The organism is Mastigocoleus testarum BC008 (genome assembly GCF_001456025.1).
Classification (GTDB): Bacteria; Cyanobacteriota; Cyanobacteriia; order Cyanobacteriales; family Nostocaceae; genus Mastigocoleus; species Mastigocoleus testarum.
This window is the reverse complement of record NZ_LMTZ01000084.1, coordinates 68428-83606: the sequence shown is the minus strand read 5'-3', so window position 1 is coordinate 83606 and position 15179 is coordinate 68428. Positions and strand designations below refer to the sequence as shown.

General features: G+C 39.1%; 10 protein-coding genes and 1 CRISPR repeat array. Of the genes, 6 read left to right on the top strand and 4 right to left on the bottom strand.

Annotated elements, in window-relative coordinates:
* Positions 1-82: 82 nt before the first annotated feature.
* The 4 genes from BC008_RS13655 (at position 83) to BC008_RS13640 (ending at position 4241) form a co-directional block, all read left to right on the top strand.
* Entirely contained in the window at positions 83-1000 is a 918-nt protein-coding gene (locus BC008_RS13655) for an NAD(+) kinase (protein ID WP_027846591.1), read from the top strand.
* A 1083-nt stretch (positions 1001-2083) separates the two neighbouring features.
* A complete protein-coding gene (nblR, locus tag BC008_RS13650; protein WP_027846550.1) occupies positions 2084-2770 on the top strand; it encodes a response regulator transcription factor NblR in 687 nt (228 codons plus the stop codon).
* Between the two features lie 144 nt (positions 2771-2914).
* Positions 2915-3445, top strand: a complete 531-nt coding sequence (locus BC008_RS13645) for a DUF192 domain-containing protein (RefSeq protein WP_027846551.1) — start codon at positions 2915-2917, stop codon at positions 3443-3445.
* A 604-nt stretch (positions 3446-4049) separates the two neighbouring features.
* The gene (locus tag BC008_RS13640; RefSeq protein WP_058183594.1) at positions 4050-4241 is read left to right on the top strand and encodes a DUF2949 domain-containing protein; all 192 of its coding nucleotides are present in this window, start codon (positions 4050-4052) and stop codon (positions 4239-4241) included.
* Positions 4242-5210: 969 nt separating this feature from the next.
* Here the strand turns inward: BC008_RS13640 and BC008_RS13635 are convergent.
* From BC008_RS13635 to lpdA, 3 genes are all read right to left on the bottom strand, one after another.
* Positions 5211-5447 carry a DUF5340 domain-containing protein gene (locus BC008_RS13635; RefSeq protein ID WP_058183593.1) on the bottom strand — a complete coding sequence of 79 codons (237 nt, stop codon included), beginning with the start codon at positions 5445-5447 and terminating at the stop codon, positions 5211-5213.
* A 216-nt stretch (positions 5448-5663) separates the two neighbouring features.
* Positions 5664-6545 (bottom strand): indole-3-glycerol phosphate synthase TrpC, encoded by an 882-nt coding sequence (trpC, locus tag BC008_RS13630; protein ID WP_027846553.1) that lies wholly within the window; start codon positions 6543-6545, stop codon positions 5664-5666.
* Between the two features lie 290 nt (positions 6546-6835).
* Positions 6836-8266 (bottom strand): dihydrolipoyl dehydrogenase, encoded by a 1431-nt coding sequence (lpdA, locus tag BC008_RS13625; protein WP_027847015.1) that lies wholly within the window; start codon positions 8264-8266, stop codon positions 6836-6838.
* A gap of 589 nt (positions 8267-8855) precedes the next feature.
* On the opposite strand from lpdA, the gene BC008_RS13620 reads away from it, so the two are divergent.
* Complete coding sequence (locus BC008_RS13620) at positions 8856-10634, top strand: SWIM zinc finger family protein (RefSeq protein ID WP_027846953.1); 1779 nt, start codon at positions 8856-8858, stop codon at positions 10632-10634.
* A 401-nt stretch (positions 10635-11035) separates the two neighbouring features.
* Positions 11036-12535: direct repeats of the CRISPR family, unit length 37 nt; unit sequence GTTTCAATCCCGCAAGCGGGATTAAGTAATTTGAAAG.
* 317 nt (positions 12536-12852) lie between these two features.
* Positions 12853-13206 carry a DOPA 4,5-dioxygenase family protein gene (locus BC008_RS13615; protein ID WP_058183592.1) on the top strand — a complete coding sequence of 118 codons (354 nt, stop codon included), beginning with the start codon at positions 12853-12855 and terminating at the stop codon, positions 13204-13206.
* Between the two features lie 189 nt (positions 13207-13395).
* On the opposite strand, the gene lnt is transcribed toward BC008_RS13615, so the two are convergent.
* The gene (gene lnt / locus BC008_RS13610) at positions 13396-15156 is read right to left on the bottom strand and encodes an apolipoprotein N-acyltransferase (protein WP_201026122.1); all 1761 of its coding nucleotides are present in this window, start codon (positions 15154-15156) and stop codon (positions 13396-13398) included.
* Between the last annotated feature and the right edge of the window lie 23 nt (positions 15157-15179).

Here is a 15179-nt window from a genome sequence, read left to right as displayed (position 1 = left end):
AATTAACGATCTGAATGGCAAAAATGTGTAAAGATTAACAATAATAAAAAATATTGCTTACTATAGATTTGGATATTTGAGCGTGCCCAAAGCAGGCGTTATTTACAATGACGTTAAGCCGATAGCTCAGAAAGTTGCTATCGACATCAAAGAAATCTTAACCAACAAAGGTTGGGATGTTTATGTCGCCACCGGAGTTGGTGGAATCTTGGGTTATTCTACCCCCCAAAGCCCTGTTTGTCATACACCAATTGATGGTTTGACACCTCCTGGTTTTGACAAGGAAATGAAATTTGTTGTCGTATTGGGTGGAGACGGCACAGTATTAGCTGCATCCCGTCAAGTGGCTCCCTGCGGTATACCTATACTGGCTGTGAATACTGGACATATGGGATTTTTAACCGAAAGTTACCTCAACCAGTTACCACAAGCTTTAGAAAAGGCGATTGCGGGTGACTATGAGATTGAAGAGCGAGCAATGCTCGCGGTTCAAGTCTTTCGGAAAGATAGGGTACTTTGGGAAGCTCTCTGCTTAAACGAAATGGTATTGCATCGAGAACCGTTAACCTCGATGTGTCATTTTGAAATTGCGATCGGCGGTCATGCTGCTGTGGATATTGCCGCAGACGGAGTAATGATTTCTACTCCAACCGGCTCTACGGGTTATTGCTTGAGTGCTGGTGGTCCGGTCGTGACGCCAAATGTACCCGTATTACAGTTAATACCTCTTTGTCCCCATTCGTTGGCTTCGAGAGCATTAATCTTTGCAGATACTGAACCAGTCAATATTTATCCAGTAAATACATCAAGACTGGTAATGGTGGTTGACGGTAATGGTGGATGTTATGTGTTTCCCGAGGACAGAGTTTATATGGAGCGATCGCAATACACCACAAAATTTATTCGTTTACAATCACCCGAGTTTTTCCGTATTCTGCGGGAAAAATTGGGCTGGGGTTTACCACATATTGCTAAACCAAATTCGGTAGAGTTACCTTAAGTGTTCTGTCGGATTGCTTTTTGGTAATTGGTATACGTCCGGACTGCTAACGCAGTGTTAGCATAAAGCCTAAACGGCAAAGCCTCCAGCTCCGCTTACGCCGTTAGGCGCGGTCTAGCGTGACGTTAGCCATATAGTAATTGGTGAGGGTGGTTAATTAATAGAAAAAATTAATTGGCTGTCCTGATGCACGTATCATCAAATGGGTTAGCTTACAGCACGTAATTTCTAGTGAAATAATTTTCTAGAAAATCTACTAACCCTGAGAGCTTGTCGAATTGTTGAAACATATGTATGCAAAATATATTTTCGTAAAACATATATTTATTAAGTATTAAATATTAAATATTAGATATTCAATCTCAGATGTATCACAATTTTAAATAATTTGTAAAATCAATATTATGGAGACGTAGCAATGTTACGTCTCTGAAGGGTTCATCCGTTCATAAATCAAATAGGAACGCTATACATGAGCAATTTAGCTTGACTATCAAAATTATTCTTGGAGATAGCACAAAGGAGAACAAAAACTTCGTAAATTCTGAATATTGATAAAAAACTTATTACTTATTACTCATTACTTATTGCTTGTTACTTGTTACTTATTACTTGTTACTTATTACTCCTGACTCCTGACTCCTAACTCCTGACTCCTAACTCCTAACTCCTGACTCCTAACTCCTAACTCCTGACTCCTGACTCCTGACTCCTAACTCCTGACTCCTAACTCCTGACTCCTAACTCCTGACTCCTGACTCCTGACTCCTAACTCCTGACTCCTAACTCCTGACTCCTAACTCCTAACTCCTGACTCCTGACTCCTAACTCCTGACTCCTAACTCCGCTACATGTTTTCACAAATCAAATACGATGGCGATATTCAGTTAACACCAGAATTACAAGGGCGATTTATTCCGGGTAGTTCGTCACTTCATTGAAATTACACAAGCAGGTAATGTAAGCTTCTAAATGCCTAAAGTTACACAGGTATATATACAAATGTAAAGAACGTACTGATGTGTAACTTTCCCGTAGGTAAACAAACAAGATGAGTTAAAAACTCCTAATAATCAAATCGATATGACTCTTGCTCAAAACCCCTGTGTATTAGTAATAGAAAGCGATGAGGGATTAGCAAATCAACTTTCTTACGATTTAAAGGAAGCTGGTTATGAACCTGATATAGTTCGCGATGCTAGTAATGGTTTGCAAATAAGTCGTAATCTTCAACCTGCTTTGATAGTTGTCGATCGCATGCTTTCAGGAGAGTCGGGACTTTCTGTATGTAAAAATCTTCGTACAGAAGGGGTCTGTTCTCCGGTTTTGATTTTAATGGCTCGGGACAGTGTTGAAGATCGGGTAGCTTGTTTGGAAGCAGGAGCTGATGATTATTTCCTCAAACCGTACCGTTCTGAAGATTTTTTAAGCTTGGTTCGTCTTTATTTACAACCTGAAGTTGATAGCACAGAACAACTGCGTTTTGGCGATTTAGTTCTGGATATCGCCACTCGTCGCGTGCTAATAAATTCTAGAACCATTGATTTAACAATGAAGGAGTTTGAATTACTCAAATACTTGATGGAACATCCCCGTGAAGTCTTAACTCGGGAACAAATTTTAGAAAATGTCTGGGGTTACGATTTTATGGGTGAATCAAATGTAATAGAGGTTTACATTCGCTACCTACGCTTAAAAATCGAAGAAGAAGGTCAAAAGCGTTTAATTCAAACTGTACGAGGTGTTGGTTATGTTTTAAGAGAATCTTAGAAAATTCGGAACCGAGAGAGGTTGGATTGTAATTTTATAGGTTAACCTTGGTATAATCTCTGGCTAAACAGTTTTGGCTAAACAGTTTTAGTTAAAAAAGCCAAAGATGTTTATTTCGTTTTTTGGTTACCCATTTAAATTGTTATGTTTCCTTACCTCAGTATACTTTTATTAGTGCTGAATATATTGTTAATTGGTTGTTCGAACTTAACGGTAGCCGAAAATTCTCAACCTTTATCAACACCAGCACTGAAATCTAATGTTCCGATTGCCAAAAAATTAGGTCAGCAATTACCAATCTCTGCTATTGCTATTACTCCTGATGGTGCAGAAATTCAGCTGGAAGTAGCGCGAACGCCCCAAGAACAAGCAATGGGTTTGATGTATCGCCCCGCACTTCCGGATAAAAGGGGTATGCTTTTTGTGTTTCCTTCTCCCCAACCAGCAAGATTTTGGATGAAGAATGTACCCGTACCTTTAGATATGGTCTTCATGCTTAACGGAGTAGTACAGTATATTGCTGCTGATGTACCTCCTTGTGAGAGTATTCCTTGTCCAACTTACGGACCAAGAAAATTAATAGACCAGGTTATTGAATTAAGAGCGGGACATACCGCAGAATTAAATTTAAAACCAGGCGATCGCATCACCATTCGCCATCTCAACAAAAAATAATGTAGTAATTATTTTGTTTACACTACGTAAGTATTTTTACTAGTATATTTTTTTGTACAGCTTACTGCACAATATTTTGAGTTATTGGTAAAATAAAGCCAAAAAAATAAAGTGTAAAAAAAAACCTAGTATCATGGCAGAATACTAGGCAAGCGAGCTAAGATGTGATTTAGTGCCAACATTGCAGAAAACCTACTGCATCTGTAGTTGGATAAAAGTTTTAGTACTTGGTTACAAAAATCTTCCTTTTGGTTGGGCCATGCTAGGCTAACGACATTAGTGTAGCTAAACGTTGATGAAGGAAGATAATTTCAATTAACCTTGTTAGCTATAAGTGTAATAAAATAAAACTTAAGGCCAAGGAAGATGAAATTTATTTGACCAAATACACTTGTTCCTCCAGATTAAGTAGGCGAATCGCTCTGAACACTAACAATTCCCTAAAGGCCTTCTACAGAGCGCTTTCATACCGGTTCATCAGTTTAATTTGTCGTATTTTTTCTCTTTTTGCGGCAGACAAACAGATGAAATACTAATTACCTACTACTTAATCATGGTTGATTTTTATAAGACAACACACACTAAGCACAGGGGTGAGATACATATGTCACCGTCCACTTATTCCAGATTAATTAACTTTTTACAAGAGGAGTTAGCGATTTCTCCTGCTTGTATTGGCGTCGCTCTACGCCATAGCGAGCAAGATCCAGGTCCTCTACCAATGATTCTTTGGCAGTATGGTTTAATTACTCTCGAGCAATTAGATCTAGTTTTTGATTGGTTGGAAACTGCATAAGTATAAATCCTTATTCAAGACAGCCAATAGTAGCCGATGAAATCTTTTTGCCGAAAAAGTTGATACTGCACGTAGCATTAACAGCAATTTCACCCGATTGAGAGTTAAAAAATCTAGTAGCACTAGCCACTCGATTGTTTTACTTTCTGTGTTAACTCGAATTTTATTCGAGAAAAGTCAATTTCCCATTTAAAAGCTACTGTTTACCGTGTTTCACAAGCTTTCCGACGGTGTAAGTTGACAAATTTCAAAAAAATATTTAATATGGTTTGCCACGTTATTTATAAGATAGTGACAGCAGAGTGAATTTGCTCACTTCACTTGAGTTACTGTTTGATTAAGTGCAGGCGAACTAGCAGCTCTTGCAGTACTTGTTATGGATTTTTCCATATTATGACTGCAAAAAAATCGTGTTGATTCAAATTCAGGATTCTAAGCTGAAATGCTAAGCAATTTCGGATAATTTTTTTTGATTTTTGAACTTTGAATTTGTCTTTGACACTAATATAATTTTTGACGCTGTACAAAGCAGGGTCCATTTTGTTGTTCCCGTAAATATTTGACCCTGTAAATCCATTAGTAGTGTAGGTAAGAAATTGTTTCGCGTGTTTAGTACCATGGGTACTAGGCTTTGCGTATTCACCTCGAATGTACGCCTCATTCTACAAATATGGTTTGTCTTGTGTGAAAACAGTTTTTTGATCTCAGTTTGAATAATTCATTCTGATGTATACGTAAATCAAAAGTATTGGAAATTTAACCTGTTGCGAGCGCAGGGAGACGGAGTCTCTACATCCTGGTTTCCATACAAATCGGTAACTAGAACATAGAGTCTCTGACTCTTTATTTAAATTTATCCAAGTTTTTCAAGGAATCTATTTGCAAGCAGTAAGTTTACAACTCGAGTTGTAAAGCAAGAATAAAGCTCTTAATCACCTCCTGTAATAAAAAATTCCACAGTAAATTTATTTATAGTTTGTCTGTTAAATGATTTACAGACCAGCGGTGCTCAACTTCTAAAGAAGAAACTTGACAAACTTCTTCCAGTTGCTTTTGCTGAACTGCAGCTTTTCTCAGAGTTACGATCAGCTGGTTTACCTGATTTCGCAGATTCGGGTTTTGATAAACTGCTGACATTGTTTGTCTTTCGAGTAGTTGTAGTATTAGTTCATAATGAACGGGTGAAGGTAGAGGAATTTGCTCCATGAAATCAATTAAAGATAAGAATTTTAAATTGCTTGATCGATTTGTCTGATTAGTCGCAGGTTAATTCGTTAAAAATTCTTGCTTAAGATTAAATAAATTTGGCATAGGCAAACGCGTAATTAACATAAGCAGAAATAATTACAATAAAGTAATTGCACTAAAATTCTTATTTCATAATTCTTACTCCTAAGGAGTTAATCCGTAGAAGATTAGGATTTAGGCAAATAATTCTGTAATCGCTTTTTGTGGATCTGATTGTTTTACCAAAGATTCACCAATCAGAACTGCAGATGCACCTGAGGAAGCAACCGTTGCGAGGTCTTCGGGGGTATGTAATCCCGACTCACTCACAATTAAAATATCTCGTTGTTGTAGTTGCTCCTTTCTTAACTCTAACAACTGACAGGTAGTTTGCAAATCCACAGAGAAGTCTTCTAGGTTACGATTATTGATCCCAATCAAGGAAACGCCATCTAAACTTAACACCCGATCTAGCTCTTCCAGGGTGTGTACCTCAATTAAGGCTGCCATTTGTAAACTTTTGGCAATTTTAACGAAGTATTGTAAATCGCGATCACTCAGTATAGCAGCAATCAATAATACAGCATCCGCACCGTGGATTCGAGCTAAGTGCATTTGGTAAGGGTAGATGATAAATTCTTTGCACAGTAACGGTAAATCTACGGCAGCCCGAACGGCAGCTAAATTTTCAAAACTGCCCTGAAAGAATTTACTATCAGTCAGTACAGAAAGACAACTAGCGCCACCTTGCTGGTATTTACGAGCAATATCTACCGGGTCAAAATCTTCTTGGATTACCCCTTTGGAAGGAGAAGCTTTTTTTACCTCTGCGATTAATGCTGGTTGTGTTTTACCTTCCCGTAGCGCTCGAACAAAATCGCGGGTAGGTGGTGCATTAATTACCTGTTTGCGTAATTCAAGCAAAGGTTTTTTTAAACGCATTTGCTCTACTTCTACTTCCTTATGCCAAACAATTTCCTCCAAAATATTGTTGGGTTCAGCATCTGGTACAGCAACCTGATAGCGCAAAATAGAAACGGAAACTGCTGGACTGGGTTGACGGCGACGAATTTGCATTATCAGTTATCAGTTAATAGGAGTTAGGAGTTAGGAGTTAGGAGTTAGGAGTCAGGAGTCAGGAATTAGGAGTCAGGACAGACCGCGCTCTAACGAGCGAGCAGGAGTCAGGAGTCAGGAGTCAGCAGTCAGGAATTAGGAGTCAGGAATTAGGAGTCAGGAGTCAGGAGTCAGGAATTAGGAGTCAGGAGTCAGGATTTAGAAACTAGGATCCAGAATAAAAATAATTGATTTCCCAGTCCCCAATCCCTAGTCGCCAGTCGCCAGTCGCTAGTCTCCAATCCCCACAACTAAGACACAACAGCCCGTTTATATGCTTCATCCAGAACTTCAGAAAGTGTCGGATGAGCGTGAACTAAATGAGCTAGGTTTTGTACTTGTTGACGGTTTGCGATCGCACTGGAGGCTTCATGAATCAAATCTGAAGCATGGATCCCGAAAATATGAACTCCTAAAACTTCGCCTGTATCTTTGCGGTAAATCACTTTAGCAATACCGTCAGCTTCAGCTTCAGCTAAAGCTTTAGAATTGCCTTTGAAATAACTTTTACTCACACCAATTTCAAAGCCTTCAGCGCTAGCTTTTTCCTTAGCCTGAACTTCGGTCATACCCACATAACTAACTTCAGGATGGGTAAATGCCGCAGCTGGAATTGCCTGATAATCTACTTCCTTGGTTCTGCCACAAATATTTTCTACAGCAATTATACCTTGTGCTGAAGCAGCATGGGCTAACATCATTTTGCCGGTCGCGTCGCCAATTGCCCATAAGTGAGGTACAACTTCACCCCCACTCAATACCGCCATGGTGTCATTAACAGGGATAAAGTTACGTTTGTTAAGTTCTACCCCTACGGATTCTAAACCAAGATCCTTAGTTGCCGGAATACGCCCAGTTGCGACGAGACAAGCATCAACTTCTAAAACATCTACATCTTCTTTAGTTTCAAAGTTTGCTAATTCAATAATTACCGGCGAACCGGGAATAACTTTTTTCGCGTAGATTCCGGTGTAGGTTTCGATATCGCGGGGAGTAATTAAAACCCTTTGTGCCAGTTTAGCAATATCGCGGTCAAATCCCGGCATTAATTGCGGTAAAGCTTCTATCATAGTGATTTCGCAACCCAAAGCCGAGTAAATATCAGAAAATTCTAAACCAATGTAACCACTACCAATAATTGCCACCCAATCCGGCAAAGATTCTAGTTTAACCCCTTGGTCACTGGTAAATACAGTTTTGCCATCTACTTCAATCCCTGGGGGTACAAAGGGAACAGAACCGGGGGAAAGAATAATATCTTTAGCTGTAAAAGTTTTCTCACCACTATCAGTAACCACACTAACTTTTTGATTCCCAACCACCTTTCCCCAGCCACGAATAATATCTACCTTCAAACGTTTGAGGCTATTGGTTAAATCACCTTGAATTTTCGCTACTAAATTTCCCGCATGGTCAGCAATGGCTTGTCTATCAAAATCAACATTACCGACTTGAATTCCTAGGGTTTTAAGATGGTGAGCATTACGTAAGTCCCGCACGCGTCCGGAAGCAGCGAGTAACGCCTTTGATGGGATACAACCTCGATTTACACAGGTTCCACCCATGTCACCGGCTTCCACGATCGCAGTTTTCAAACCACAACTAACTGCGTGTAGTGCAGCGCCATGTCCGCCAACACCAGCCCCAATAATCAATAAATCGTAATCAAATCCCTGGCTCACTTTATTGTCCCCGTAAGTACGCTTTGCCTATTTATTTTGCAGTTTAGAAAGCAATCAGTGCAAACCTAATCAATTTTAGTTGCTTTTGCCTTTATGGTAATGATGATTTTGGGGATTGGGGATTAGGTAATTGGTAATTGGTAATGGGTAATGGGTAATTGGTAATTGGTAATGAGTGTTAGCAGAGCATTGCGTTAGCAATTGAGTAATAAGGAATGAATTGATAAGGTTATTCTGACTCCTGACTTCTGACTTCTGACTCCTGACTTCTGACTCCTGACTCCTGACTTCTGACTCCTGACTCCTAACTCCTGACTTCTGACTCCTAACTCCTGACTTCTGACTCCTAACTCCTGACTTCTGACTTCTGACTCCTAACTCCTGACTTCTGACTCCTGACTCCTGATTCCTGACTTTAAGCTTTTTGAAGTAGAGAAAATCTATCTACTAATTTGGGTTTAGAATTTATCCTGTGATACCCTGTGAAACTTTGCTCCATATGCTGCTGAAAATTAAAATTTTTCGGTGAAATTTTTCGGTGAAATTTTTCGGGACGATGGTTTGTAAGAATCATGCGTAAGTAACTCTAATGTCTATTCCCAAACTCAGCGAAGCAGTTATTCGCGATCGCGCTAATGCTAAATCTTTTCAACGAGGTGAAGATTATTATCAAGTTGGTGCGGTTATTTCTTTAACTCTACGTGGTGACCTTCTGCAGTCGGAAGTAGAAGCAAGGGAAATTGGAACCTATGCTGTTAGAGTAAAATTTGACCGCAATGGCATTCATTTCGCGGACTGTAATTGCGCTTATAATTTTGATGGATGGTGCAAGCACATTGTAGCCACAATGCTCATGTGCGTACGTCACCCTGAAAGTATTCAAAAGCGTCCAACTTTAGAGAAATTACTAGATTCCTTAGACCATCTGCAAACCCAAAAGCTAGTACAAGATTTGGTTCAGGAACATCCCCATCTGATCGAAGATATTGACCAGCATGTAAGTTTAATAACCCAAACGGTAACACCTCAAAAATCTGTTGCAGCTAAACCCATCCGTCAAGCTTTAGATACTGCACCTTTGCGTCGACAGGTACGTAACATTCTTCATGATGCAGTGCGCTACTGGGAAGATGGTTATGAAGACGACCCAATCCGCGAAGAATTATTAAGTTTAGTACAAACAGCTGTGGAGTTCTGCAATCACGGTGATGCACATAATGCTTTGGCGTTTTTGAGAGCAATTACTTCTACTTGTGTTGATAATTGGGAAGATGTAGAGCAATATGGCGCTGACAATGAAGAAATTGTCGAAGAACTCAATGATGCTTGGTGTGAAGCAATTCTTAGCGTTGAACTCACCCCGAAAGAGAAAACTGATTTACAGTTAAATTTGGAAGGATGGCAGGATGAATGGAATGCTGATTTTAATTTGGCTTTAGAAGCATTGCGACAGGGTTGGGATTATCCCCCACTATTGGAAGTTTTAGAAGGAAATATCACTAATTTAGGTGCTTGGGAAGCAGAACCTCCAGATTATGCTGATGATTTAGCTTTAGTTCGCTTAAAAATTCTCGAACGACAGCAATGTTATCAAGAATATCTCTATTTGGCAGAAGCAGAAGGACAAACCCAGGAATATCTGACAATGTTGGCGCGTTTGGGTCGGGTGGAAGAAGCCACAAAAGCCGCCCAAGCTCAAATGACCTTAATGGAGGAAGCTTATGCTCTTGCTCGCACATTAAAGATGCAGGGAGCATCCCAAGAAGCTTTAGAGATTGCCCAAATGGGTTTAAAATTACCAGGTCATTCCCGTTATGAGTTAGGAACTTGGACAAGCGATCTAGCTGAAGAGTTAGGTAATCTTGAAGTAGCTTTAACATCAAGAAAAACAGCCTTTGCAGCTAGTCCATCTTTTATTGATTACCAAACAATCCAAGATTTAGCCGGGGACAATTGGAAAATTGTCAAGCAAGATTTACTGGAAATTCTCCGTACTTATTTGGGTTGGAATAAGGAATCTGCAAAAGTAGATATTTTCCTGCATGAAGGACTAGTTGATGATGCAATCAATACCGTCACCGATCTCAGTTCTTACCATGCAGAGTTAATCCATCGAGTGATGCGTACAGCAATTAAGGAAAATCCTGATTGGGTGATTGCTAATGCCCGTAAACGTGCGGAAAAAATTATGAATGCGGGTAAATCAGAATACTATAAGTTTGCTGTTGATTGGTTAGAACAAGCACGCAATGCTTATTTAGAATCGCGGAGAAAAGCAGATTGGTCTAACTACAAAGAAAGTTTAATTCAACAGCATGTTCGCAAACGCAAATTAATGGGTTTATTTAAGCAAGCAGGTATGGGGTGAGAAGAAGTAATGAGTAATAAGTAATAAGTAATAAGTAATAAGTAATAAGTAATGAGTAATAAGTAAAGAGTAAGAACTAACTGATAACTGTAGCCCGTAAGGGCGTGGTGTTAGCCATAAACTGATAACTGATAACTGATAACTCTAGACTTTTAACAAACAAAATTACTGTAGGGTGTGTTAGACCCATTACTATATTTGATTTCTAAAGATAACTCAAATAGGTCTAACGCACCGTCTGCCGATTTGTTGTATTTGAGTAATTTATATATATGTTTCATATCATGTCCGCCTAATTACTTATGAAAAAATATGTTTGTAGTAGCGCTTTAGCGCCATAGTAAAGATATTGGCGCTCAAGCGCTACTACGAACCTTATCGCAAGTGTTTTACCAGACATGATATCAATCCCGCAAGCGGGATTATTTAAATTGAAAGCTTAGAAAAAGTGCGCGTCAAAGTGGATTCGCTAGGTTTCAATCCCGCAAGCGGGATTATTTAAATTGAAAGATTAGACAATGAGTGGTTGTGGGTATCAAATCAAGAGTTTCAATCCCGCAAGCGGGATTATTTAAATTGAAAGAAACTATTACAGTGGTTAAACGGGTACAACGTAGCGGTTTCAATCCCGCAAGCGGGATTATTTAAATTGAAAGAGGTTGTTGTTCAATTTGGTGCGATCGCAGATAAAAGTTTCAATCCCGCAAGCGGGATTATTTAAATTGAAAGGTATGCAAAATTTATTTAAGCAATCCGAACTAGAGAGTTTCAATCCCGCAAGCGGGATTATTTAAATTGAAAGAAGACGACTTTTTATTATTAGATGAAATTGAAGATGAGTTTCAATCCCGCAAGCGGGATTATTTAAATTGAAAGAATTATGGATTCAATAGACAGAAAACGATTTATTGATTGTTTCAATCCCGCAAGCGGGATTATTTAAATTGAAAGAATCAAGCCATCTTCTCTATTCTGATTCAACCAATCGTTTCAATCCCGCAAGCGGGATTATTTAAATTGAAAGTCCCACCACTTTGATGAGGGCTGGGACAAGGCTTAGTTGTTTCAATCCCGCAAGCGGGATTAAGTAATTTGAAAGAAGTTCTGAATACCAGTTCAAATCGAGTTGTTAATTGTTTCAATCCCGCAAGCGGGATTAAGTAATTTGAAAGTGTCCAGCAGCTGTGCATAAATCAACTAAATTTGTAGTTTCAATCCCGCAAGCGGGATTAAGTAATTTGAAAGTCTGTACTTTGTTTTTCTATGCGATCAACTCCTTCTTGTTTCAATCCCGCAAGCGGGATTAAGTAATTTGAAAGAGCTTTGTGCTCGGTAGCGATCGCTGCTTTAAAGTTTCAATCCCGCAAGCGGGATTAAGTAATTTGAAAGCTTGGCGACTAGCCGCAGTCATAGCCGCTTCTTCTGTTTCAATCCCGCAAGCGGGATTAAGTAATTTGAAAGCAGGAAGCTTTAAATAGCAATAAACCAGATAAAATCCTACTATGTTTCAATCCCGCAAGCGGGATTAAGTAATTTGAAAGCTTTGTACGCCCTTGGGTCCAGACTTTCATCTGAAGTTTCAATCCCGCAAGCGGGATTAAGTAATTTGAAAGTCAATCTTTGGTTAAAGCCATTCCTCAACTGGGACGTTTCAATCCCGCAAGCGGGATTAAGTAATTTGAAAGAGGTTTAGTTGTCGCTGGGTTAACAGGGGTAGGTTGTTTCAATCCCGCAAGCGGGATTAAGTAATTTGAAAGAATATTCAACCAGATTTAACCAGAGTAGGGGAACTGTTTCAATCCCGCAAGCGGGATTAAGTAATTTGAAATGTAGCGCTAGCGAATCCTAGTAAAGTATGACAATTGTTTCAATCCCGCAAGCGGGATTAAGTAATTTGAAAGCTGCCATCTGAAACCCAATAATAAAGGCATTTCCACGACCGATTTTGACGGGGAAATTTAAAAACCTAATTTCAGCGACTGCAGAAATATGAAACATCAAGTAACTAAACCCTGAAAGTATTGAATTGTCAAGGTTCTGACGATTTGACGGGACATCGCGGTTTTCGACCTCGCTTTCCCCCGTCAAAAATATTGTAGCAGCGCTCCAAATAAAGTCAATCAAAAAACTTTTTGTAAGTAAAACTCTTAACCCAAACAGCATAACTAATTCAGATTTAAACTGAAACCATAAACCATTAATTAAATTTTCAATTTTTATGGAGTTTCAAAATATTAGTTTAATTACAGGTTACCACGCCCACGTTTACTTTGATGAATCCACCTGCGATCGTGCAACAGCATTATGTGAAGAAGCAGGAAAACTATTTTCAGTAAGAGTAGGTCGCGTGCATCGCAAACCAGTTGGACCCCATCCCTGCTGGAGTTGTCAACTTGCTTTCGATCGCGAACAACACGCAGACTTACTATCTTGGTTAGCCTTAAATCGCCAAGGTTTAATAGTTCTAATTCATCCCCTCACAGGAAACGACCTAAAAGACCATACCGATTATGCTTATTGGATGGGAGAGCCACAAGCCTTAAATCTTGGTGTTTTATCAGTTAACAGTTAACAGTTATCAGGCTAGAGTTGAGTCTGCTAACGTTCGGCAGCGAAAGGCCACAAGCCTTAAATCTTGGTGTTTTATCAGTTAACAGTTAACAGTTATCAGTTTATGGCTAACGCCACGCCCTTACGGGCTACAGTGACCAGTTAACAGTTACCCATTACCAATTACCCATTACCAATTACCCATTACCAATTACCCAATTACCAAAAACAAAACACTCAAACCCAATAAAACAGGAGTCAACCAATCACCCCAACGCACATATAAAGTTTGCGATCGCCGACGATAAATATTTTCTGCATGGATCTCGTAGGTATTATGTCCAGATATCCAAATTGTTTTACCGTGGGGATTAACAAATGCTGAGTAACCTGTATTTGTTGCTCTTACCGCCCATCTGTCGGTTTCTATCGCTCGCATGATATCTTGAGCGTGGTGTTGAGCTGGCATTGCTTCACTAAAGTGAGCATCGTTAGAAGGACTCAAAATAAATTCTCCCCCTTGGGATGCTTGATAGCGAAACAGTTCAGGGAATGCTGAACCATAACAAATAACTGCGATCGCTCTCCCAAATGGAGTCTCAAATATTTGATCTGGTTTACCGGGAACTTGATGTTCGTCTAAAGGTGATAAGCGTCTGACTAAACCACCAATAATATTCCGAAAAGGAACATATTCCCCCAATGGAACTAATTTGATTTTGTCGTGACGACTAAAAATTGTGCCGTCTCCGGTAAATGTAAATAAACTATTGGTGTAAGCTCCCTGTTTTTGTTCTGCAAAACCACCAATCCAAGCTAATACACCTTTTTCTCTCACAGCTGCAACTAAAGAACTTTGGAAGATTCTTCTTTTGAAAAAAGGTAAGGCTCCTTCGGGTGTCAGCACAGCATCAACATTTTGCTCGACTAAATTTAGATAGCCATTCGTATAATTATTTAACGCCCTTTGTTTGCCATATTCAGTTAATTTGATTGTATTTGGAACATTACCTTGAATAATTCCAACTTTTAACTGTGTTTCTGCTGTTTCTTGTAGAGGAATATTATATAAACCAAATCCGATTAGATGGGAAACTACCAGTATTAATACAGCAGACCCTAAATAGATCGATGCTGGAGAAGTTCTGACAACAGAAGAATTTCTTGCTGTTTTATTAGCTGGCTTATTGGTTATTTTATTCCCCCTTCGTGCATACTTGATCCAAGCTTCTGCTAACAAGCAATTAACTGCAACTATCGTAGCGGTGATAGTAGTAGTACCAGAAATTTGTCCCAAATGAAGAATTACCAAATTTTGTGGGCTTTGGGTATAAGCAAGAGTACTCCACCATAGGGGACCAGAAGTCCAAATTGCTTCAAGGAGACACCATACAGATGTACCGACTAAAACTCTAAACCATGGGGAATTCTGAGCTTTAAACCCAAACTTAAATTTAAAATTTGAATGAAAACGTGAATTTAGACTTGAATTTAGACTTGAATTCAAATTGGAATTGAAGCTTGAAATCAATTTTGAATGAAAAATCCAATTACAGATTAATACCCACGTTATTGCAAGTGCAGTTCCCCACAAAGTAATAAACGACCAACAAAAAAGCGCGATCGCTAAACTTGCTAACCAAGGAACCCCCATCCATGTCATGGGATGAATCCCAGTAATCCAGGAAAGGGACATACCATAATATCCAATTCCCCATCCTAAAGCAGTTAAAAATAAAGATTTTATCCCCTTTTTTACTTTTGATTGTTCGCCAGACTTTTCATTATCTCTTGACTTTTCGTTACTAACTACAAAAACCCATAAAGGAGATAGGGCTAACCATGCTAAAAACCAAGCCCCAAAGGGAGCAACAGTTAACCCCATTAAAATTCCACTAACTAAAGCTGTTAGAAACTTGAAGTTATGAGTTTTGAGTTTGCTGTGTGTATTTAAACCCATCTTTAAACTCATTACTCACAACTCCATTGCTTATA

Bases quoted from the DNA above. Each gene is read 5' to 3' on its own strand.
- BC008_RS13645 (WP_027846551.1), top strand. From the start codon at position 2,915: ATGTTTCCTTACCTCAGTATACTTTTATTAGTGCTGAATATATTGTTA.
- lnt (WP_201026122.1), bottom strand. From the start codon at position 15,156: ATGAGTTTAAAGATGGGTTTAAATACACACAGCAAACTCAAAACTCAT.
- trpC (WP_027846553.1), bottom strand. From the start codon at position 6,545: ATGCAAATTCGTCGCCGTCAACCCAGTCCAGCAGTTTCCGTTTCTATT.
- BC008_RS13615 (WP_058183592.1), top strand. From the start codon at position 12,853: ATGGAGTTTCAAAATATTAGTTTAATTACAGGTTACCACGCCCACGTT.
- BC008_RS13620 (WP_027846953.1), top strand. From the start codon at position 8,856: ATGTCTATTCCCAAACTCAGCGAAGCAGTTATTCGCGATCGCGCTAAT.
- BC008_RS13640 (WP_058183594.1), top strand. From the start codon at position 4,050: ATGTCACCGTCCACTTATTCCAGATTAATTAACTTTTTACAAGAGGAG.
- BC008_RS13635 (WP_058183593.1), bottom strand. From the start codon at position 5,447: ATGGAGCAAATTCCTCTACCTTCACCCGTTCATTATGAACTAATACTA.
- nblR (WP_027846550.1), top strand. From the start codon at position 2,084: ATGACTCTTGCTCAAAACCCCTGTGTATTAGTAATAGAAAGCGATGAG.